Below are 20823 nucleotides of genomic sequence, written 5' to 3'. Positions count from 1 at the left end.
TGGCAGACTCCCCTGCCCGCCTCTTTCGACGTTCATGATGCCACGCCTGATCCTTGCCTCCACCTCCGTCTATCGGCGCGAGCTGCTCGGCCGCCTGCGGCTGGACTTCACCACCGCCCGCCCGGAGGTCGACGAGCAGGCGCTGCCGGGCGAAGCGCCGGGCGCACTGGCCAGCCGCCTGGCTGCCGAAAAGGCCGCCGCAGTGGCCGCGCAGGCGCCCGAGGCCTGGGTCATCGGCTCGGACCAGGTTGCCGACCTGGACGGCCGGGCCCTGGGCAAACCGGGAACCCTGGACCAGGCGCGCGCGCAGCTGAGCGCCATGTCCGGGCGCGCGGTGCGCTTCCACACCGCCGTCAGCCTGGTCGGCCCCGACCGCCACCTGCATGCGCTGGATGTGACCGAGGTGCAGCTGCGCCCGCTGACACGGCTAGAAATCGAACGCTACCTGGCCGCCGAACCCGCGCTGGATTGCGCCGGCAGCTTCAAGTGCGAGGGTCTGGGCATCGGCTTGTTCGATGCGATCCGCTCGGAAGATCCGACCGCCCTGGTCGGCCTGCCGCTGATCGCGCTGGCGCGGCTGTTGCGGCAGGCCGGGTTTGCGATTCCGTAAGACCAACTCGACGGCCACAGAGCCGCTCAAGCGAATCTTGTCGCCAGTCGCCATGACGTTGCAGGCCCACCGTCACGACGGCGCGGCTTACAGCCAGTGAGGCATGGCGCCACCGCTCACCGTTGCACGAGCACTGGCCGGTTGCGCTACTCCGGCCGAGCGAGTTCGCAGAATTGATATGGGTACTGGGCTTGTCCGACATGCGAGGACAAGGTGCGGCAACGTGACGGATCCAGGGTCAGCCCATACGCAGCCAGACGCTGCTGCGCAGACTCGCGCACCGCACGATCTGCAGCGGCGATATCCAGCGCCTTGCCCTTGGGCACCTGCAGCACACAGCGCCCTGGGGTCACTGCTTCAAGCTCCGCACGCAGGCCGCGGGCGATCAGCCAGCGCAACCGCGTGCACCGAGGCTGCGTGTCCCAGCCAAACTGCTGCGCCCAGCCATTCATGCGATCGATCCGCAATTGCTGCTTGTCGCGCGTGGCGCCCAACATCGCGTACAGCTGCGCCCGCTCGGCGATCAAGGCCCTGACCCGCTCGCGGTACCGATCGGTCTCGGAAAGATTGGTCGCCACGCCGATGTAACGCGCCTGCTGCGGCAACAGCGGCACTCGCCAGGACTGCGGCTCGTCGCCGACCAGCAGCACCGTGGATGCAGCAGGATCGGCAAGCGCCGGTTGCTCGACCTGGAAACTGTCGCGCGCCCATGCCTCATGCCCCCAGTCCTTCCATCCAACCAACGCAACCAGCGCGCACACACCGATCAACCACGCAGCCTTGCGATCCGCATTGACCGCAAAGGCATGCCGGCACACGACCCACAGCACCAATGGCGCAAGCAGCTCCAGTACCAGCAGATAGCGGTGGATACTGAAGACCGCTTGCCACAGCGCGTAGGCAATGCCGAAGAACACCAGCAGGACCACCGCTGCGCGATCGCGACTTGTCGAAGGCACGCGACGGCGCAGCACGATGCGTCCCGCTGCCATCAGCGCGACCGCATACAACACCGCCCATCCCGCCTGCACCAGACCAAGATCGCCGACGCGTTGCGGCTTGAACGTAAACAGCAGCGGCCAGATCAGGTGTTCGCCGATGTTGCGCGGCAACCAGCGGATATCGGCAATCGACACCGGCTGAGCCAGCGGCGACTTGAACACGCCGTTGAATTGCGGAAACAGCGGGTTGCCAAAGTGTTGCCAGACCTGCCAATACCAGTGCCCTGCCAGCAACAGCAACACCAGCACCGCGACACCGGCAAGAACGCTCAACCCCAGAATCCGCGACCGCATGCGCCCACCGTCGCACAACACCGCCGGCGCCAGCGCCAGCGCGTACAGCGCATTGGTCAGCTTGAGCGCGATCGCCAGACCGATCAGTGCGCCGGCGATGGCCCACCCCCACGCAACGCCTCGTCCTTGCCGCGCGTTGGCCTGCGCCAGCAGCACGATCGCCAGCGACGCCAGTACCGGGATCGCGCTGGCGGTATCGCCCATGGTGTTGCCCAGTTCGGACAGGAACACCGCACTGCACATACCGGCCACCGCGAACAGCGGGGTCCACTGCGCACGTCGCGATTCGTTGGACAGGACACACCACGCCACGACGGCCACCGGCATGAACACCACTGCATGCAGCGCACCCAATAACGCCCCGACCAATGGCCCGGGCAGATGCAGCATCAACCAGGCATGCAGGACATCGAGCAGGGGACTGAAGTAACTCTGCATCTGCGCCGGCGCCAGGTCCACGCCCAGACGATCGTCGGCCCACGCGCCACCGATGTAGAGATGGTAATTGCGTAAATCCCAATTGGCGTCCTGCCCCAGACCGAGCGAGAGCAGCGCGCCGAGCAGCAGCACGGCCATCGCCGCAGCGATGACCTGGCGCGACGAATGAAAGCCGAAACGGCCATCCGCCCAGCGCGACAAACGCTGCAGGCGCGTCGCCGATGTCGCCTTGGTCACCGATGCCATCACTGCGCTCCCTTGTCGTGCGAGGCGGCCACACGGTTGCCTACGCCCGGCTCGGCCAGATACGCCAGATGCTTGGCCTCGACGCGTCCACGCGTGACCGTGTCCAGAATCAGTCCGCAGGCAAGCAACAGAAAACCGAGCAGCATCAGCGCAACGCACAGGATCGCGGTCGGAAAGCGCGGTACCAGGCCGGTTTGCAGGTAAGTCTCGAACAACGGGATCGCCAGCACGATCGACAACGCGGCGCTGAGCGCAAAACCGATCGAGAAGAACAACAGCGGCCGCTCGGCCTTGAACAGTTTTGCAATCGTGGTGAGGATGCGCCAGCCGTCGCGCCAGGTGTTCAACTTGCTTTGCGAACCTTCCGGACGCACGCCATATGCGGTCTCGACCTCGGCTACCGGCATGCGCAGCTGCAAGGCATGCACGGCCAGCTCGGTTTCGGTCTCGAATCCATGCGCATGCGCCGCGAAGGATTTGACGTAGCGCCGCGAAAACACCCGGTACCCGGACAACATGTCGTCGAAACTGCGCCCGAACAGCAGCCCCGCGCAGCGCGTCAGCAGGACATTGCCGAGGCGGTGCCCTGGCCGGTAGGCGGCCTGTTGTTGATCGCGACGTGCGCCGACCACCATGTCCAGCCGTTCGTCGATGAGCTTGCGCACCAACGCCGGTGCGGCGGCTGCGTCGTACGTCGCATCGCCATCCACCAGCACGTAGATGTCGGCTTCGACATCGGCAAATCCACGCCGCACCACATTGCCCTTGCCCTGCAGCGCAACGCGGCGCACCTGCGCGCCAGCCGCCACGGCGTTGGACGCGGTGGCGTCGCTGGAGTTGTTGTCCAGCACATGGATCACCGCACCGGGCAATGCCGCAGCGAAATCGCCGACCACGGCGGCGACTGTCGCCGCCTCGTTATGGCATGGCACCAGCACGGCGATTCGAAACCCGGACAGATATGCGGGATGGGCAACGGGCAAGGCGTCAGTCATTGCGTGATCTAAGGTGCGGAAACGGTGACAGGCTGCTCCCACCAGTCCTCGACGCTGCCGTCGCGGCCGTGCAGGCGCAGGCCCAACCAATGCGTGCCGGATGGCAGCGCGCGCGTATCGAGCGTGGCGGAGAAGCCGACGCGGGGATGCTGCGGGTCGGTGGAGATCTTCCAGTACGGACGGACATCCATCGGGCTGCCATAGTCGGCTCGCGCGACCGCACGGCCATCGAGGAGCAGCTCCACATCGGCCAGGCCGATACCGTCCTTGAACGCCCAACCACGCACCTGGATCTGGCCGGACACGCGCACATCCGGCAGCGGCGTGTCGATCCAGGCCATCGCCGGGGCGATGCACGGCCCGGGAGCGCGTTGCGCCGGCAGTGCGAACAGCAGAAAACGTTGATATCCGTGATCGGCGGACACCACCGTGGGCGGTGGCAACGGGCCGACCATGTCGCAGATGGCGTGATAGCGCTTGAGCAGGTCGCGGTAACGCTGATCGCTGGGCGACAGCACCAGCAGGCGCGGGCCATCGCGGCGTCCGTCGCTGAGCAGGCCCCATTGCAGCAACTGCGCGCTGCGCCCGTGCTTGTCGTTCAAGTCCGCACGCAATACCTCGATCTGCGCATCGTGCAACTGAAAACCAAGCTCGGCGCCCACCTTGAAGTTCTCTGCCAGCACCCGCGTGCCCGGCGGCATCTGCGCCAGCTGACGTTTGACCGCGCGCGCCAGATCGTTCCAGCCGGCAAAGTTGCGCGGGTAGTATTTTTCGCCGGCCGCATGCGCGCGGATCGACGGCACCGACACCGCCAGGTAGTAGCCGTAAGCCCCCAGCGTGCCGAGCAGCGCAAGCAGCCATGCGGCACGGCGCACCGGAAGCGGCCAACGCAACAGGATCACCGGCACCGCCACCAGCAACGCCAGATAGCCAGGCAGCGGCCAGTGGAAACTGATCCGCTCGGCATCGCTGAAGAAGCCGAGCACGAAAATCGCCACGGTCGAGATGCCGCCCAGCAATCCGAAATACCGCCATTGCGCGCGCGACCCGCCGCCGGAACGCGTGCCGGCCTGGGCCACCTTGAGCATGGCCCAGGCCAACAACGGCGTCACCGCCACCGCCTGGATCAGCAGGAACCACAGTCCGCCGATCTGGAACCGCCACGGATGCCGGTCGACCAGTTGAAAGCGCAGCCCTGCCTCGTCGTGGTCGGTATTCCAAAACAGCAGCGGCAGCCAGCTCACCGCTCCGACCGTCAGCGCCAGCCAGATGCGCGGGTCGCGCAGCACCGCACGCCCCTGCGGGATGCACAGCAGCGCGATGCAGCCCACGCCGATCACGCCGACGAAGCGGTAATGGCTGAGCGCGCCGATCACCAGACCGATCGCCAGCTCCAGTGCGCTGGTGGCATCGACCTCGCGCAGCAGGCGTGCGCCAGCGTCCATGCACAGCACCGCTGCCAGGGCCATCGGCACGTCGGGCACGGCCAGGATGCCCAGCGTGGCCGACAGCGGCATCAGCAGCGTCAGGCTGCCGGCCTGCCAGCCCAGGGTGGAGCCGAACCAGCGCGTGGCGATGTGCGCAACCAGCCACGGCAGCAGCGCGGCGATGGCCAGAAACGGCAGGCGCATTGCCATCAGGTGGTGGCCGCCGGCCTCCACACCCAGCCGCGCCAGCCAGGCGGTCATACCCGGCAGATCCGAATACGCCGCAGCCAGGTGCTGGCCTTCCTGCCAGTAAAACGCCTCGTCGACGAACAGCGGCAACCGCGCGGCGATCAACAGCTTGACGGCCGTCGCCAGTGTCCACAGGATCACGAAGGTGCGATGTGCGCGTTGGTCCCCCTGCATTGCCCTGTGCACTCTTCTTTCACCTACGGAATTGTGATGTCGACACCGCTGCGTTCCACGGAAATGCTAACCGATGCGCTGCGTCAATCGCTGCGGCGCGCGCAAGACCAGGTCAATTCGCTGCTGCTGGGCAAGGCGCAGGAGGTGCGGCTGGCGTTCGTGGCGCTGCTGTCCGGCGGACATCTGCTGATCGAAGACCTGCCCGGCCTGGGCAAGACCACCCTCGCCCACGCGATGGCCTCCAGCCTGGGCTTGGGCTTCCAGCGCGTACAGTTCACCTCGGACCTGTTGCCGGCCGATGTGCTGGGCGTGTCGGTCTACGATGCCGCCTCGCGCCAGTTCCAGTTCCATCCCGGCCCGGTGTTCACCAACGTGCTGCTGGCCGACGAAATCAATCGCGCCCCGCCGCGCACGCAGAGTTCGCTGCTGGAGGCGATGGCCGAACAGCAGGTCACCCTGGATGGTGTGACCCACGCCTTGCCGGAACCGTTCTTCGTGATTGCCACGCAGAATCCGGTCGACCTGTCGGGCACGTTTCCGTTGCCGGACTCGCAACTGGATCGCTTCCTGCTGCGGCTGAGCCTGGGCTACCCCAGCGCCGATGCCGAGCGCGCGTTGCTCTCCGGGGTGGACCGCCGCGAGCTGATCGCCCAGGCCGCACCGCAGCTCAGCGATACCGACGTGGTCGCGCTGCGTGCGGTGGTCAACCAGATCCATACCAGCGACGCCTTGATCGGCTATGTACAGGCGCTGCTGTTGCGCAGCCGCCAGCATGCCGGGGTGCGCGTGGGCCTGTCACCGCGTGCCGGCATCGCGCTGCTGCGTGCCGCCAAGGCGTATGCGCTGCTGCTCGGGCGCGAGCACGTGCTGCCGGAAGACGTGCAGGCGCTGTTCGTGGCCGTGGCCGGTCATCGGCTGGTGCCGGAGGCAGAATCGTCCTCCGGGCCGGCGCTGGCAAAGGCGCTCCTGCACAGCGTGCCGGTGGACTGACACAGGTGCGTGCACCCTTGCGCGGCATCGGCCGCCGGCTCAGCCTGCTGGCCCGTCCGCGGGGAGCGGAAGCGTTGCCGATCGTGCTGGATCGGCGGCGCATCTATGTGTTGCCGACCCGCTTCGGGTTGTTCGTCACCGCCCTGCTGCTGGCGATGCTGCTGGGCGCGTTGAACTACAACAACAACCCGGCATTGCTGCTGGCCCTGCTGCTGGCCACCGCGGGAATCGCCAGCAGCATCATGGCGCACCTGCAGTTGTCGGCGCTGCGCATAGAAGCGGTCTCGGCCGAACCTGTGGTGGCCGGCGAGCCGCTGCGGATGCGGGTGTCGTTGGCACGTCGCGATACCCGCGTGCGACGCGGGCTGCGACTGGACCATCTGCAAAGCAGCGGTTTCTGCTCGCTGGTCGAGCACGATATGGCCGAGATCGACCTGCTGGTACCCACCGAGCGGCGCGGCTGGCAGGACATCGAACGCATCCGGTTGTCGAGCACCCAGCCGCTGGGCCTGGTACGGGCCTGGTCGTGGGTGTGGCCGGAAACGCCACTGCTGTCCTATCCCAAGCCCGAAGAACAGGGCCCGGCATTGCCTGAGGGCGCCGGTTCGCCCAACCAGACCCGCCTGCATGCGCAAGGCGAAGAACTGCATCAGCTGCGTCCGTACCGCGCCGGCGATGCGCCACGCACGATTTCCTGGAAGCACTCGGCGCGCCGCGACAGCCTGCTGGTGCGCGAATACGAACAGCCGCTGGGCATCGAAGTCACGCTGGACTGGCGTGCGCTGCACGCACTGCCGTACGAACGCCGCATCGCGCGGCTTGCCCGCTGGGTGAATCTGGCCGAACGCGACGGGCGGCGTTACCGCCTGCTGCTGCCGGGCCAGCCGCCACTGGGGCCTGCACAAGGTCCGTCCCACCACCACCTGTGCCTGCGCGCCCTGGCGCTGCTTCCCCATGACTGAGCCGCCCCTTCCGATCAATCAGGCCAGCCGCCGCTGGGCGCTGGCCACCAGCTGGCTGGCCCTGGCGCCGCTGCTGTTGCAGTTGCCTGGCCTGCTTGCCACCACCATCGCGGTGGCCGCGGTCCTGGTCGGCGTGCTGAGCTGGCGCGGCACCGTGATGGCGCCGCTGCGGGTGTTGCTGGTGATCGCGATGCTGGCGGCGGTGTACTGGCAGATCGGCATGCGCTTCGGCCGCGATACCGGCTGCGCGGTGCTTGCTGCGATGCTGGCGATCAAGGCCTCCGAACTGCGCAGTCTGCGCGATGCGCGCAGCCTGCTCGGCTTTGCGTTGTTCGCCCCGTTTGCAGCATTCCTGCTCGACCAGGGGCCGGCAACGATGGGGCTGGCGTTGCTGGCGGTGGTCAGCGCCCTGCTCAGCATGCAGCGGCTGGCCGACGAAGAACATCGCACCAGCACGCCTGGGCTGCGCCTGCAGTTGCGCGGGATCGGCAAGCTGGTGGCCATCGGCGTGCCGCTGGCCATGGCCACGTTCTGGTTGCTGCCGCGCCTGAGTTCGCCGTTGTGGGGCGTGCCCGAGCGCGCGCTGTCGCGGCCCGGCCTGTCGGACAACATGTCGCCCGGCGAATGGATCGACCTGATGGCCGACGAAAGCCCGGCGCTGCGCGTGCAATTCACCGGCAAGGCACCACCACCACAGCAGCGCTACTGGCGTGGGCCGGTGATGTGGGATTTCGACGGCCGCACCTGGCAGCGCGCACGCTGGACCGGTCGCGGACAACCCGCATCGGTCACACCCGGCCCGCAGACCTATCGGTACCGACTGGATTACGAGCCCACCGACCGTCGCCAGCTGGTGTCGCTGGACCTGCCGACCCAGGGTGTCGCCAGCGCCGAGCTGTCGCCCGATTACGAACTGTTCGCGCAGCGGCCATTGAGCGCACTGACCCGCTGGGAGCTGCAATCGGCGCCACCGGCACGTTTCGATACCGACCTGCCCGAGCAGTTGCGCAAGCGCGCACTCGCCCTGCCACCGGGCTTCAATCCGCGCACCGTCGCGCTCGCCAGGCAATGGCGGGCCGACGCCGGCAACAACGACGATGCCGTCGTGCAGCGCGCACTGGGGTGGATCACCCGCGAATTCGCCTACACCCTGGATACGCCACTGCTTGGCCGCAACAGCGTGGATGAGTTCCTGTTCCAGCAGAAGGCCGGGTTTTGCGAGCACTTCAGCTCCTCGTTCGTGGTGCTGATGCGCGCCGCCGGCATCCCCGCACGCGTGGTCACCGGCTATGCCGGCGGCACCTACAACGGGCTGGGCAACTACTGGGTGGTGCGCCGCATGGATGCGCATGCATGGACCGAGGTGTGGCTGGCCGGTCGCGGCTGGGTACGGGTGGACCCGACTGCCGCCGTGGCGCCCGAACGCATCTACGACACGCTGGAAGATCGCCTGCAGACCAATGGCAACAACTTCGCCCAGCTCGGCACCTGGGCCGGCCTGAGCCAGGTCGGCGACTGGCTGCGCCGCGGCTGGAACGATCTGGTGCTGTCCTTCAATGCCGACCGCCAACAACGGCTGCTGCAGCCGCTGGGCATCGAGCGCCTGGAGCCCACCCAGCTGGCCGCCATCTTCGGGGTGTTCGCAGTCGGTGCACTGGCGTGGATGAGCTGGTTGCTGGCGCGCGGCGAACGCGAGCGTGATCCGCTGCTGCGTGCCTGGCATCGTCTGGGCCGGCGTTACGGCAAGCTGGGCCTTGCCCGCGAACCGCACGAACCGGCCATTGCCTGGGCGCAACGCGTCGCCCGCACCCACCCCGACACCACACTGTTGGCACTCAGCCAACGTTTCGCTGCCGCGCGCTACGCTGGCGCCGATTCGGACAGCGCCTCACTCCTTAAAGATCTGCAGCAGCATCGCCCGCGAACCGGAGTTTCCTCATGAGCACCCGCTTTCTTTTTCCCATTGTCGCTGTGCTCGGGCTCGCAGCCTGCGCCACCGCGCCCAAGCCGCTGCAGGGCCAGTTCCCCACGGTCAGCCCGAGCGACTCCACTGCCAGCGCGCAGCTTGGCACCTCTGTGCGCTGGGGCGGCAAGATCATCCAGACCAAGCCCGGGCAGGGCCAGACCTGCTTCGAGCTGATCTCGCGTCCGCTCAATGCCAGCGGCCGCCCGGACCGCAATGCGGTGGACGCCAGCGATGGCCGCTTCCTGGCGTGCCGTGCAGGCTTCTACGACCCGGCCGTGTTCGAACCCGGCCGCGAAGTCACTTTCATCGGCAAGATCGAGGGCTACGAGACCACCAAGATCGGCGAGTACGACTACAAGCTGCCCAAGGTGGCGGCAGACGTGGTCTATCTGTGGCCGGAAGTGCGCGACGTGGACGTGATTCCGGCCTACCCGTACGGCCCATGGGGCGACCCCTGGGGTCCGCGCTGGGGCGGCGGCTGGGGCTGGGGCCGCGGCTGGTGGTAAGCAATCGCTGAGTCAGCTGTGATGCAAAACGCCGCTCCTGAAGGAGCGGCGTTTTTGTTTCTGTGGCTAGGCCGTCGACATCAACGCGCTCGTGCTGAATCTGTACCCGCCGGTCCCGCGCTGCGCGCAACACGCTCTGCTGTGACCGCGGCTGCGCTGGCGAGAGTGCTTGCGGATGCGCATCGTCGTGTGGCGCAGCGGATGGGCGATCGAGCATGCTCGACCCCGGCCTATCCTTGCCACTCAACGACCGGTCCGCTCACATCGATGGCAATGCCCAGCGATGCCGTCAGGGCGTGCCGAAGCGGCCCAGCGGGGCACCGGCCAGCAGATGCAGATGGATATGGAACACCGTCTGCCCGGCATGCTCGCGGCAATTCATCACGATGCGGTAGCCGTCCTGCGCCAGGCCCTGCTCACGCGCGTATGCAGCAGCGGCGAGCGCCAACTTGCCGACCAGCAACGCCTGCTCCGGCGGCACATCGTCCAGGGTGGGAATGGCGTGCTGCTTGGGAATGAAGAGCACGTGCACCGGCGCCTGCGGCGCGATGTCTTCAAAGCCCAGAACCTCGTCGTCTTCATAGACGATGGTGGCCGGGATTTCGCGACGGATGATCTTGCTGAAGATGGTGTCGGTCATGGCGGAAATCGGGAATCGGGATTGGGGAATCGCAAGAGCTTACAGCCCTTGCTTCTGACGTTGCTTCTCCGATTCACCATTCCCGACTCCCGATTCCCAGCCCTCAAAGCACCTCACCGCGGGTGCCGAAGGCGTGCGACAGGGTGCCGCGATCCACGTATTCCAGCTCGCCGCCCAGCGGCATGCCTTGCGCGAGCCGGCTGGGGCGCACGCCATGCTGGCGCGCCAGCTGCGCCAGGTAATGCGCGGTGGCCTCGCCCTCCACGGTGGCGTTGGTGGCGATGATCATTTCGGTGATTTCGCCGGCAGCCAGGCGTTCGCCGAGTTGATCCAGCCCCAGCTCGCGCGGGCCGATGCCATCCAGCGGCGACAGGCGCCCCTGCAGGATGAAGTACACGCCGCGGTAGCCGGTGGCGTGCTCGATCGCCAGGCGATCGGCCGGCGATTCCACCACGCACAATTGCTGACGGTCGCGACTGCTGTTGGCACAGATCGCGCAGATCTCGGACTCGGTGAAGTCGCGGCACTGCACGCAATGCCCGACCTTTTCCACCGCATTGCCCAGCGCTGCGGCCAAACGACGCCCACCCTCGCGCTCGCGCTCGAGCACGTGGTAGGCCATGCGCTGCGCCGATTTCTGGCCCACACCCGGCAATACCCGGAAGGCCTCGATCAGTTGTTCGAGAAGAGAGGACATTGAGTGGCCGGGATTGGGCATTGGAGATTCGGGATTCGCAAATGCAGAAGCAAACCCCGCTTCTGGCGAATCCCTAATCCCGACTCCCGAATCCCCTCGTTCAGAACGGCAACTTCATGCCCGGCGGCAGCTGCATGCCGGCAGTAGCCGAACCCATGCGGTCCTTGGACTCGGCGTCGATCTTGTTGGAGGCGTCGTTGAAGGCGGCGGCGATCAGGTCCTCGGCCATTTCCTGGTCGGAGAGGATGCTGGGATCGATGCGCACCTTGCGGCACTCCTTGGCCCCGGTCAGCGTCACGCTGACCATGCCGCCGCCGGCGGTGCCGGTGACTTCCAGCTTGGCCAGTTCTTCCTGGGCGCGCTGCAGGTTTTCCTGCATCTTCTGTGCCTGCTGCATCAATTGGGCAATGTTTCCACGCATGGGTCGTTACTCGTCGTAAGGGCGGATGGAATCGGGAACCACCCGCGCGCCCTGCTGCTGGATCAGCTGCTGCACATTCGGGTCGTTCATGAAGGCGGTTTCGGCTGCGCTCTGGCGCTCGCCTTTCTGCCGGTTGGCACGCTCGTGCAAGGTCTCGGCATCGGCGCTGCCGGTTTCGATCACGATGCGCGGCGTGTTTCCGAGAACCGGCGCAAGTGCCTGCGCAAGGTTGGCGATGGAGCGCTCGGAGTTGAGATATTCGAAGCCTGGCGCCAACGCCAGCCGCAGCACGCCATCGCGATGGCCGATGAAGGCGGCATTGGCCGCGAGCTGGCGCGACGGGCCGTTCAATCCGCTACGGGTGACCAGCTCTAGCCATTGTTCTGCGTCGGCAATGCGGCCGTCGTCGATCAGCGTCCCAGACTCGTTGCCGGGTGCAGACACGGATGACGGTGCTGAAGCTGGCGACGCCTCGGCGGGCGCAGCCACAGAGGGCGCATCTGCAGCCATCTCTGCCGGTACGGGAGCAGCGGCGCCTGCAATCGTAGGCACGAGTTCGGGTATCGCCGTGATCGGCACCGCGGCAGCGGCTTCCGGCGGCGGCGCCATTGCAGACTCGGGCGCAAGCACGACTGCCGTGTCGGCCACCGGCGCAGCATGCGTACGCACCGGCGCATCGTCCACTGCCCACGGCGGCGCATCGTCGGTGCGCGCAGCGGCGGACGAGCGACCATCAGCCAACGCATCCGGCGCGGGAAGCACCACAACCGGTGCCGGTGCCGCGGCGACTGCTGCTGCCGTTGGTGTTGGTGCGGATGTTGGGATTGGTGCCGATGTCGAAGCGGACGTTGCCGTAGCCACCGGTGCCGCAGCAGTCCCTGCACCCGGTAATGCTTCAACCACTTCGACCGGCTTGGCAGGCACTGCCGCCGCAGCCGTCGCCGGTGCCGCCGCCTGCACGCCCGCAGCGGCCGTGCGTGCGCCGCCGCCTGCGCTGGCGCCGCGTCCATCGTCGTTGCTTCCTGCCGGCACTGCCGCAGCGGGGCGGAACGCCAGCATGCGCAGCACTGCCATCTCGAAACCGGCGCGCGGGCTCGGTGCCAGATACAGATCGCGGCGCCCGTTGAGTGCCATCTGGTACCACAGCTGCACCACTTCAGGTCGCAGCTGTGCCGCGAACGGCGTCGGGTCGATACCGTCGCCGACGAACGCCACCGACGGCACCAATTGCTGCACCTGCACGCGGTGCAGGGCCTCGGCAAGGGCTTCCAGCACCCCGCTCCAGTCGGGCGAAAATTCCGCTAGTGCTGCAACCACGTGCAGCAGGCGCGCGCCATCGCCGTCGGCCAGCGACTGCAGCATCGCCCCGACCTGGGTGCGATCCACCGTACCCAGCATCGTGCGCACGACATCCTCGCGCAGCGCACCGCCGGCATAGGCGATCGCCTGATCCAGCAGCGACAAGCCGTCGCGCAGGGAGCCATCGGCCGCCTTGGACAGCTGCACGATCGCCGACGGGTCCGACTCGATTTCCTCGGCGGTCAGGATGCGGGTCATCTGGCCCTGGATCTGGTCCTCGTCCAGGCGCTTGAGGTTGAACTGCAGGCAGCGCGACAACACCGTCACCGGCAGCTTTTGCGGGTCGGTGGTGGCGAGCAGGAACTTCACATGTTCCGGCGGCTCTTCCAGGGTTTTGAGCAGCGCGTTGAACGCCGCCTTGGAGAGCATGTGCACTTCGTCGATCAGGTAGACCTTGAACTTGCCGCGCGAGGGCATGTATTGCGCGTTCTCGATCACCTCGCGCACATCGTCTACGCCGGTGTTGGACGCGGCGTCGATTTCCAGCAGATCGATATAGCGGCCGGCATCGATGTCCAGGCAGGCCGGACAGATGCCGCACGGGTCGGCGCTGGTACCGGTCTCGCAGTTCAGCGACTTGGCGAAAATGCGCGCGATGGTGGTCTTGCCCACGCCGCGGGTGCCGGTGAACAAGAACGCGTGGTGCACGCGCCCGCTGTCGAGCGCGTTGGTGAGCGCGCGGACCACGTGTTCCTGGCCCACGAGTTCGGCAAAACGCTTCGGGCGCCACTTGCGGGCGAGAACGAGATAAGACATCGGGCAACCAGCTTGTTCTGAGCCGATATTGTGCCACGGTGCGTCTCACCGGCCGCGCCGGGAAGATTCAGCTTGTGGTACGGGCCGGCGACCGCTAGAATCTGCGGCCCTGTTAGACCCCGGTCGTGCAGGTACGGAGAGGTGTCCGAGTGGTTGAAGGAGCACGCCTGGAAAGTGTGTAAGCGTCTAAACCGCGCTTCGGGGGTTCGAATCCCCCTCTCTCCGCCAGTTTCATGATTTGCGCAATGACACCAATGCCGCAAATCGCAGGGCCACGCCAGTGGCCCACGTCTTATGGTGGCCCCGTCGGTCCCTCGCGACGCTAGATCGAAAATCCCGCCAGGGCCGGAAGGCAGCAACGGTATCGATTGATGCGGGCGCCGAGGTCAACCGGCGGGGACACCACCCTACTTGGCTGTGCACGCGCTGGATCGACCCGGTCGATGCTCCAGCCACGTGTCGCTGCCTGCAGCGGCAGCATCACGGATGCGCCTGCGCCATGCCCAAGATCTTCGTCCGTTATGGCTGACAGCCTTAAATGGATCAGCCATTTCCACGGTGGACGATGGTTCGCCCGGCGGGTGTCGATCGATGCAGCGCCGATGTCAACCGATGGGGTACTCCCACCCTTCAAGCAGATCTCGGCTCGCAGACCATCTGCCATCCGCGTTTCAATGTAGCTGCGGAAACTTCATGAATCACGCAGACCGGCTTTGACGCGGCGGGGTCGAAGACGCGGCGCGATCGAACGCGATGGCGCCGGTCAAACCTGCAGCGCAGCGCGCCAGTGCAGACACGTTGTTGCACACGTCATTGCGACCGAGAACCTCACTACGCCTCGGGATGCAGCCAACCCGCGTCGCCCTCCAGGTAGTGCTCGTGCTTCCAGATCGGCACGCGCGCCTTGACCTCGTCGATGATGTAGCGGCACGCGTCGAACGCAGCGCCACGATGCGCTGCACTGACGCCCACCCAGACCGCCATGTCGCCGATCTGCAGCTCGCCCACCCGATGCACGCAGTGCGCATGCACGATGGCGAACCGGCGCGTCGCTTCGTCGAGCACGCGCTGGCCTTCGGCCTGCGCCAGCGCGGCATAGGCTTCATAGCGCAACCCGGCCACGCCACGGCCTTCGTTGTGATTGCGCACCCAGCCTTCGAAACTGGCGAACGCACCGGCCTGCGGATGCGCTGCGCCGGAGCGCAACTGCTCCACCGGCAATGGCACATCGCAAAGCGCAAAGAGGGCTACGACATCATCGCTCACGCTCAACCTCCCGACACTGGCGGAATAAACACCACTTCGCTGCCATCGCGCAGTGCATCGTCCCAGCGCGCGAATGCGCCATCGACGGCAACACGCAACTGCGCAGGCGTCCAGCGCAGACCGTGCCGCGCATCGAGTTCGGCATACAGGCCACGCAGGTCAGGCGCGCCGGATTGCACGCGCTCGTCGGCGATCCCGGCTGCTTCGCGCAGACTGGCGAAATACAACACCGTTACCGTTGCCGTCATTGCGCCGCTCCGATATCGCGCTTACCGCCCCGCTTGGACAGCAATTTTGTCGGCCCGATCGTCATGGCATGCGATAACGCCTTGCACATGTCGTAGACCGTCAGCGCTGCCACGCTGGCACCGGTCAGCGCTTCCATCTCCACGCCAGTGCGATGCACGCAGCGCACGGTGCAGTGAATCTCCAGCACCTGCTCGCCTGCCCAGTCGATCTCGAAACGGCAGGCATCGATCGGCAATGGATGGCAGAACGGAATCAGCTCATGCGTGCGCTTGACGGCCATGGTGCCGGCGATCACCGCCGTCTCGACGATGCCACCCTTGGCGCTGCGCAAGCCATTGGTGCGCAATTGCGCCGCCACCGCGGCAGGAAACCGCACCCGGCTGCTTGCCGTGGCGCTACGTGCGGTGACCTGCTTGCCCGAGACGTCCACCATGGTGGGCAGCCCGGCATCATCCAGGTGGGTGAGGCGTGCGGAAGTGGTCTTTGCTGGCATGGGAGGCGGCACGAAAACAGGATGTCAGGATGCGGGATTGTCGGTGAACGGGGTGGCTTGATGGAACAGCATCCGCCAGCACGCGCCGTCCAGGCGCCATAACGAACTGCGCAAGGCACACCGCACGACGCCGTCGGCGTGCGCACGGCTGCGATAGTGCAGCTGCGCCAGCTGCGGGGCCAGCAGCACGCAGACGAAGCCGTCGGCCACGTAATCGGCAGCCGCCGCACTGGTGGTCAATGCAGCGATGACCTCTTCACGTGCATAGCGCCGGCCCGAGGCACCAAACTCGATGAACGCCGGCTCCAGCAGTGCCTCCAGCTCCGGCACCGAGCGACGCACCTGTGCGGATCGAGCAGACGCAGCTCCAAGCCACGCAACTGCGTCAGCAGCGCACAGGCGCTCACCCGCCGATCAGAAACATCTCGACCGGCTTGCCACGCCGCGGTGCGGCGGATGCACGCACCTCGCTGTAGCGGTCGCCGCGCATGCTCCAGCGTTGACGCAAGTGCGTGGACAGGCCTTGCTCACCGCTGGCCAAGGCCGGCTTGAGATCGTGGCCCTGGCTGGCGAACAGGCAGGTGTACAGATGCCCGTCGGCCGACACGCGGGCGCGCTGGCAATCGCCGCAGAACGGCACGCTGACCGAACTGACGAAACCCACCTCGCCCGCGCCGTCGACAAACGCATGGCGTTGCGCAACTTCGCCGGTGTAATTGGCATCCAGCGCCATCAGCGGCCAGCGCGCGTGGATGCGCGCGTGCAACTGCGCCGAGCTCACGACCGCATCCGGGGTCCAGCCGTTGCAGCTGCCCACGTCCATGAATTCGATGAAGCGCAACACATGCCCGGTGCCACGGAAGTGCTCCACCAGTGGCAACACCTGATCCTCATTGACGCCACGCTGCACCACGCAATTGATCTTCAGCCGCGTGAAGCCGGCCTGCTCGGCGGCAGCGATGCCTGCCAGGACCTGCGCGATGTCGCCGCGATCGCCGCTCATGCGCTTGAACAGCGCCGGCTCCAATGCATCCATGCTCACCGTGATGCGCCGCAGCCCGGCCTGGCGCAGCGCCTCGGCCTGGCGCGCGAGCAAGGCGCCATTGGTGGTAAGCGCCAGGTCCTCGATCCCTTCGATGGCGGTGAGCCGCGCAATCAAGGTCGGCAGATCGCGACGCAGCAGCGGCTCGCCGCCGGTCAGGCGCACCTTGGTGACGCCCACCGACACGAACGCCCGCACCAGCGTTTCCAACTGATCGAAGCTCAGGCGCTGTTGCGCATCGAAGCCATAATCGTCGGGCACGCGGTCGGCCGGCATGCAATAGCCACAGCGGAAATTGCAGGCTTCGATCACCGACAGGCGCAGATCGCGCAGCGGGCGGCCGTAACGGTCCTGCATCGGGGCGCCGGTCAGGGCAGGCAGCGACAAGGCGCCCATCAGTGCACCGTGTCGGCGGTCGGGTCCGCCAGCGCCAGGTGTTGCCCGGGCACGGCGACGCGATGGCCGCGTGCGCGCAGCACGTCGCCGTCGGCGTCGCTGGCGTAGTGGTACAGCAGCATGCGGCTCAACAGGTCCTGCGGATATTCCCGCTCCAGATCATCCACGCCAGTATGCGACGGGTTGCCGTGAACGCCGCAGTCATGCGCGATCAGCTCGTTGTCGTCGGCGTAACGCTTCAGCATTTCCGGAATCGGCCGGGTGTCGCCGGTCCACACCAGCGCGCCTTTCAGACGCAGCCCGTAGGCGGTCTCCGGCCAGTGGTGGCGCACCGGGAACACCTCCAGCCGAATCCCGTCGTGCCAGAACGCATCGCCGACCGGCACCAGCTGGAACGCATCCCAGAAGTTCGCCCCGCCCTCGGCCAGCACATTCGGGTAGTCGGCAATACGCCGCTGCAGCAGCGGCACCACCGGCGCCGGCACGTACAGGCGCGTGCGCCCGCGCCGCTCGGAGAAATAGCTGTCGACGAACACCCGCTCCAGCCCGCCGACATGATCCAGATGCACATGGGTGATGAAGATGGCCTGCGGCAGCTGGCCGTAGTGCGCCTGATAGGCGGTGAGCCCTTCGCTGCCGCAGTCGATGGTCAGCCACGGCGCGCCAGCGCGCTCGAGCGTGGCCATCGGCGAACCAAGCGCCACTGCCGACGCATTGCCGACTCCCTGCACGCGCAACGCCCACTGCATCAGTAGCCCCGGCCCCAGGCCAGCTCGTAGGCGCGGTGCAGCCGCTCGTAATCCTTGTCGACCTCTTCGCGGCTGCGATTGCCGCGCAGCTTCAACAGCGACCGATGCAGCCGCTTGAGATTGCGCTCGCGCCAGCGCGTGGCCGGAATGCGCAGCACACCCCGGTCGAAATCGATCAGCCAGCCATGCCCGCCGGCATCGAACAGGATGTTGTGCGCATTGAGATCGGCGTGATCCAGGCCGGCGCGATGGAAACGCGCGATCAACTGCCCGGTGGCTTCCCATGGCGCACCGCGGCCGGCCACCTGCGCGTGGTCGGCCAGCGAGCGCACGTCTTCCAACCGTTCCATCAACAACGCCGCGCGATAGCCCAGGCCTTCGCGCAGATAGCAGGCCGCCAACGGACGCGGCACCGGCAATTTGCGCTTGATCAGTTCGCGCATCAAACGGAATTCGGCAAAACTGCGCGTGCGACCGGCACCTTTCCACAGATACCGGTCGCGGCTGACGCGTGCGGCCATGCCGCCGCGCAGGTACTGCCGCAACACGCTGCGGCCGAACGGCGCATCCACGAACCACGCACCGCCCCGCCCGCCTTCGTCGACCGGCCGCGCCCTGTCGCCCCAGCGTTGCGGCGAAAACAGCCCGGCATCGGCTTGCCGCAGCCGTTCGCGGTCGAACAGAATGGCGCCATAGCCGCGAGCTTCGCGGTACGGCGTCAGCGCTTCGGTGGCGTCGAAAGAAACCATCTATCGAGTCTAACAACACCATGGCTTCTACGCCCGCTTCGGTATGCCTGCTGCGCCTGTCCGCCCTGGGTGACGTCACCCACGTGGTGCCGCTGGTGCGCACCTTGCAGGCGGGATTTCCGGCAAGCCAGCTGCATTGGATCATCGACAAGGCCGGGCTGAAATTGCTCGACGGTCTGCCGGGCGTGCAGTTCCATGCGTACGACAAGCGCACCGGCGTGGCCGGCATGCGCGCACTACGCCGGTCGCTGGCGCCCCTGGGTCGCTTCGATGCCCTGCTGCAGATGCAGGTGGCATTGCGCGCGAATGTGCTGTCGGCCTTCGTGCCGACGCGCCGCCGCATCGGCTACGACCGCAGCCGCTCCAAGGACCTGCATGGCCTGTTCGTCAAAGAGCGCATTGCCGACCGCCCCGGCATCCATGTCCTCGACGCCATCGGCAGCTTCGCCGAGCCGCTGGGCCTGCGCCAGACCCAGGTGCGCTGGGACCTGCCGGTCCCCGACCAGGCGCATGCCTGGGCGCGCGCGCAGTGGGACGACGATGGCCGCCCGGTCCTGATGATTTCGCCCTGCTCCAGCCACGTGCGGCGCAACTGGTACCCCGACCGCCACGCCGCCCTTGCCGACCATGCAGCGGCCCAGGGCTGGCGCGTGGTGCTGTGCGGCGGACGTAGCGAACTGGAGCGCAGCACGGCTGACGCCATCGTGGCGACCACGCGCGCGCCGCTGCTGGACCTGGTCGGCAAGGACACGCTCAAGCAGCTTCCCGCGCTGCTCGCCCGCGCCGATCTGGTGGTCACCCCGGATTCGGGCCCGATGCATATCGCCAATGCGATGGGCAGCAAGGTGCTGGGGTTGCATGCGGCCAGCAATCCGCGACGCAGCGGCCCGTATTCGGACGTGCGCTATTGCGTGGACCGTTACGACGCGGCAGCGCGCAAGTTTCTGCGCACGCCGGCCGATCAGCTCAGCTGGGGCACCAAGATCGAGTTCGACGATGTGATGTCGCTGATTACCGTCGACGACGCAGTTGCTGCGTTCGAGCGCTATCGGGCCGATCATCCCCGCTAACTGCTGGCCAACGCCGGCGTCCACCTGATCGTCAGATCGGTTCGGCCCACGACGCGCGGCTTTTCGTTTGCACCAGGACTCAAGTCGCCTGGCATCGAGCCTTCAAGCCGATGTCACCGGCATCGCACCAGCCGTCTATCGCGATGACAGGCGGCTCGGCGCATCAGTGCGCAGGCTGGTGCCGGCACACTCGGCGCATCAATCCGCTCAGGCGCCGGTCGCGCGATAGTCCTGGTAGGACTTCTCTTCCACGTACGAAGAACCCAGCGCCAGGTTGATTTCCTTCTTGATCCGCGCGCGCTCGTCGTTTTCGATATAGACGCTGCGCGCCAGCTGCACGAAGCCGTCGTCGAAGCTCTGCGCCTGCTCCTTGAGCCGGATGTCGTCCTCGATCACCCATAGCCGCTCGTTGACGGCCTTGAGCGCGGCACGCAGACGCACGATGTCGTGGCCGGCGGCCGGATGCGCCATCCAGCTGGTCTCCAGCGCGGACAGCTCGCTGCGCACATTGGCCAGCTTGGCGGGGTCGCTCATGCGCTCGGACTTGATCTGCAGGATCGCGATCTTGTCGAGCAGCTCGCCAAAGGACACAGGTACCAGGATCTCGGACATGACAGGCCTCCAACGGATATCGAGCGGATTGTAGCCATCGCAGCAACGGGCGGTGGCGGCACATAAACAAAAGCCCCCTTGCGGGGGCTGATGCGAATCTGACGTCAGAAGGGGATTCGCCCGGCACTGTGTGCCTTTGCCCTGCGGGCGGCTTCGCCGTGCAGACAGCGATGCTGCCTGTCGAACCTGGGGCTTCTCACCCTCCCAATGACGCCGGCAACACTCACGCGCCACTGGCGCAACTGCTTGCCTCAATCTGGCGGAGAGGGGGGGATTCGAACCCCCGAGGCGCTATAAACGCCTGCCTGATTTCGAGTCAGGTACATTCAACCGCTCTGCCACCTCTCCAGATGGTCCCCAGTGTCCTGGGGCCGTGCATCATACGGGCACACGCGCCAGGCCACAAGCGGCCCGGGCCAGCGCTCCACCGCCCGGGTGTCGGCGCGGCGTGAACCGGCACTGCGAC

At 66.7% G+C, this 20823-nt stretch carries 20 protein-coding genes, 2 tRNA genes, 1 other RNA gene and 1 pseudogene; 8 read left to right on the top strand and 16 right to left on the bottom strand.

Annotated elements, in window-relative coordinates; all coding sequences use genetic code 11:
• The first annotated feature begins 34 nt into the window (after window positions 1–34).
• Window positions 35–610, top strand: a complete 576-nt coding sequence (locus VZ068_RS06185; RefSeq protein ID WP_259166253.1) for a Maf family nucleotide pyrophosphatase — start codon at window positions 35–37, stop codon at window positions 608–610.
• 146 nt (window positions 611–756) lie between these two features.
• Here VZ068_RS06185 and VZ068_RS06180 read toward each other — a convergent pair whose 3' ends face one another.
• From VZ068_RS06180 to VZ068_RS06170, 3 genes are read right to left on the bottom strand one after another with little or no spacing between them, the layout of a single operon-like run.
• Window positions 757–2589 carry a hypothetical protein gene (locus tag VZ068_RS06180; protein ID WP_349657162.1) on the bottom strand — a complete coding sequence of 611 codons (1833 nt, stop codon included), beginning with the start codon at window positions 2587–2589 and terminating at the stop codon, window positions 757–759.
• Entirely contained in the window at window positions 2589–3584 is a 996-nt protein-coding gene (locus VZ068_RS06175; RefSeq protein WP_349657161.1) for a glycosyltransferase family 2 protein, read from the bottom strand. The genes VZ068_RS06180 and VZ068_RS06175 overlap by 1 nt, the downstream gene beginning before the upstream one ends.
• Window positions 3585–3592: 8 nt before the next feature.
• Window positions 3593–5434 (bottom strand): glycosyltransferase family 39 protein, encoded by a 1842-nt coding sequence (locus VZ068_RS06170; RefSeq protein WP_349657160.1) that lies wholly within the window; start codon window positions 5432–5434, stop codon window positions 3593–3595.
• Between the two features lie 36 nt (window positions 5435–5470).
• On the opposite strand from VZ068_RS06170, the gene VZ068_RS06165 reads away from it, so the two are divergent.
• Genes VZ068_RS06165 through VZ068_RS06150 form a run of 4 tightly spaced genes read left to right on the top strand, consistent with a single transcriptional unit; the run spans window position 5471 to window position 9858 of the window.
• Complete coding sequence (locus VZ068_RS06165; RefSeq protein ID WP_101363571.1) at window positions 5471–6424, top strand: MoxR family ATPase; 954 nt, start codon at window positions 5471–5473, stop codon at window positions 6422–6424.
• 5 nt (window positions 6425–6429) lie between these two features.
• Window positions 6430–7386, top strand: a complete 957-nt coding sequence (locus tag VZ068_RS06160; protein WP_349657159.1) for a DUF58 domain-containing protein — start codon at window positions 6430–6432, stop codon at window positions 7384–7386.
• The gene (locus VZ068_RS06155) at window positions 7379–9328 is read left to right on the top strand and encodes a DUF3488 and transglutaminase-like domain-containing protein (RefSeq protein WP_349657158.1); all 1950 of its coding nucleotides are present in this window, start codon (window positions 7379–7381) and stop codon (window positions 9326–9328) included. The genes VZ068_RS06160 and VZ068_RS06155 overlap by 8 nt, the downstream gene beginning before the upstream one ends.
• Window positions 9325–9858, top strand: a complete 534-nt coding sequence (locus tag VZ068_RS06150) for a Slp family lipoprotein (protein WP_259153067.1) — start codon at window positions 9325–9327, stop codon at window positions 9856–9858. The genes VZ068_RS06155 and VZ068_RS06150 overlap by 4 nt, the downstream gene beginning before the upstream one ends.
• A gap of 289 nt (window positions 9859–10147) precedes the next feature.
• Here the strand turns inward: VZ068_RS06150 and VZ068_RS06145 are convergent, their stop codons facing one another.
• The 4 genes from VZ068_RS06145 to dnaX form a co-directional block, all read right to left on the bottom strand.
• Window positions 10148–10498 (bottom strand): histidine triad nucleotide-binding protein, encoded by a 351-nt coding sequence (locus VZ068_RS06145; protein WP_058562265.1) that lies wholly within the window; start codon window positions 10496–10498, stop codon window positions 10148–10150.
• 103 nt (window positions 10499–10601) lie between these two features.
• Window positions 10602–11195, bottom strand: a complete 594-nt coding sequence (recR, locus tag VZ068_RS06140) for a recombination mediator RecR (protein WP_259153064.1) — start codon at window positions 11193–11195, stop codon at window positions 10602–10604.
• A gap of 100 nt (window positions 11196–11295) precedes the next feature.
• The gene (locus VZ068_RS06135) at window positions 11296–11616 is read right to left on the bottom strand and encodes a YbaB/EbfC family nucleoid-associated protein (protein WP_005913896.1); all 321 of its coding nucleotides are present in this window, start codon (window positions 11614–11616) and stop codon (window positions 11296–11298) included.
• A 6-nt stretch (window positions 11617–11622) separates the two neighbouring features.
• Window positions 11623–13731, bottom strand: a complete 2109-nt coding sequence (gene dnaX / locus VZ068_RS06130) for a DNA polymerase III subunit gamma/tau (protein ID WP_349657157.1) — start codon at window positions 13729–13731, stop codon at window positions 11623–11625.
• A gap of 135 nt (window positions 13732–13866) precedes the next feature.
• On the opposite strand from dnaX, the gene VZ068_RS06125 reads away from it, so the two are divergent.
• Window positions 13867–13959, top strand: a tRNA-Ser gene (locus VZ068_RS06125).
• 75 nt (window positions 13960–14034) lie between these two features.
• Window positions 14035–14131, top strand: an RNA gene (ffs, locus tag VZ068_RS06120) — signal recognition particle sRNA small type.
• 431 nt (window positions 14132–14562) lie between these two features.
• Here the strand turns inward: ffs and VZ068_RS06115 are convergent.
• The 7 genes and pseudogenes from VZ068_RS06115 to VZ068_RS06085 form a co-directional block, all read right to left on the bottom strand.
• The gene (locus VZ068_RS06115; protein WP_349657156.1) at window positions 14563–15003 is read right to left on the bottom strand and encodes a molybdenum cofactor biosynthesis protein MoaE; all 441 of its coding nucleotides are present in this window, start codon (window positions 15001–15003) and stop codon (window positions 14563–14565) included.
• Window positions 15000–15245: a MoaD/ThiS family protein gene (locus VZ068_RS06110; RefSeq protein WP_046963186.1), complete on the bottom strand. Its 246-nt coding sequence runs from the start codon at window positions 15243–15245 to the stop codon at window positions 15000–15002. The genes VZ068_RS06115 and VZ068_RS06110 overlap by 4 nt, the downstream gene beginning before the upstream one ends.
• Window positions 15242–15739: a cyclic pyranopterin monophosphate synthase MoaC gene (gene moaC, locus VZ068_RS06105; RefSeq protein ID WP_349657155.1), complete on the bottom strand. Its 498-nt coding sequence runs from the start codon at window positions 15737–15739 to the stop codon at window positions 15242–15244. The genes VZ068_RS06110 and moaC overlap by 4 nt, the downstream gene beginning before the upstream one ends.
• A gap of 24 nt (window positions 15740–15763) precedes the next feature.
• Window positions 15764–16146: pseudogene (locus VZ068_RS06100) on the bottom strand (nuclear transport factor 2 family protein).
• On the bottom strand, window positions 16143–17177 hold the full coding sequence (moaA, locus tag VZ068_RS06095) for a GTP 3',8-cyclase MoaA (RefSeq protein WP_349657154.1): 1035 nt from the start codon (window positions 17175–17177) through the stop codon (window positions 16143–16145). Before moaA ends, VZ068_RS06100 begins: the two are co-directional and overlap by 4 nt.
• Complete coding sequence (locus tag VZ068_RS06090) at window positions 17177–17926, bottom strand: MBL fold metallo-hydrolase (RefSeq protein ID WP_349657153.1); 750 nt, start codon at window positions 17924–17926, stop codon at window positions 17177–17179. Before VZ068_RS06090 ends, moaA begins: the two co-directional genes overlap by 1 nt.
• Window positions 17926–18675, bottom strand: a complete 750-nt coding sequence (locus VZ068_RS06085; RefSeq protein WP_349657152.1) for a 3-deoxy-D-manno-octulosonic acid kinase — start codon at window positions 18673–18675, stop codon at window positions 17926–17928. Before VZ068_RS06085 ends, VZ068_RS06090 begins: the two co-directional genes overlap by 1 nt.
• 20 nt (window positions 18676–18695) lie before the next feature.
• Here VZ068_RS06085 and VZ068_RS06080 point away from each other — a divergent pair, with 20 nt between their 5' ends.
• Window positions 18696–19745 carry a glycosyltransferase family 9 protein gene (locus VZ068_RS06080; protein WP_349657151.1) on the top strand — a complete coding sequence of 350 codons (1050 nt, stop codon included), beginning with the start codon at window positions 18696–18698 and terminating at the stop codon, window positions 19743–19745.
• A gap of 207 nt (window positions 19746–19952) precedes the next feature.
• On the opposite strand, the gene VZ068_RS06075 is transcribed toward VZ068_RS06080, so the two are convergent.
• Together VZ068_RS06075 and VZ068_RS06070 are read right to left on the bottom strand one after the other, a co-directional pair.
• Window positions 19953–20357: a DUF6165 family protein gene (locus VZ068_RS06075; protein ID WP_349657150.1), complete on the bottom strand. Its 405-nt coding sequence runs from the start codon at window positions 20355–20357 to the stop codon at window positions 19953–19955.
• 257 nt (window positions 20358–20614) lie between these two features.
• Window positions 20615–20705: transfer RNA gene (locus VZ068_RS06070), tRNA-Ser, on the bottom strand.
• Between the last annotated feature and the right edge of the window lie 118 nt (window positions 20706–20823).

It is taken from the genome of Xanthomonas sp. 10-10, assembly GCF_040182365.1.
Classification (GTDB): Bacteria; Pseudomonadota; Gammaproteobacteria; order Xanthomonadales; family Xanthomonadaceae; genus Xanthomonas; species Xanthomonas arboricola_F.
Note: the sequence above shows the minus strand (reverse complement) of the source record. Positions and strands in the feature narration are given on the sequence as shown.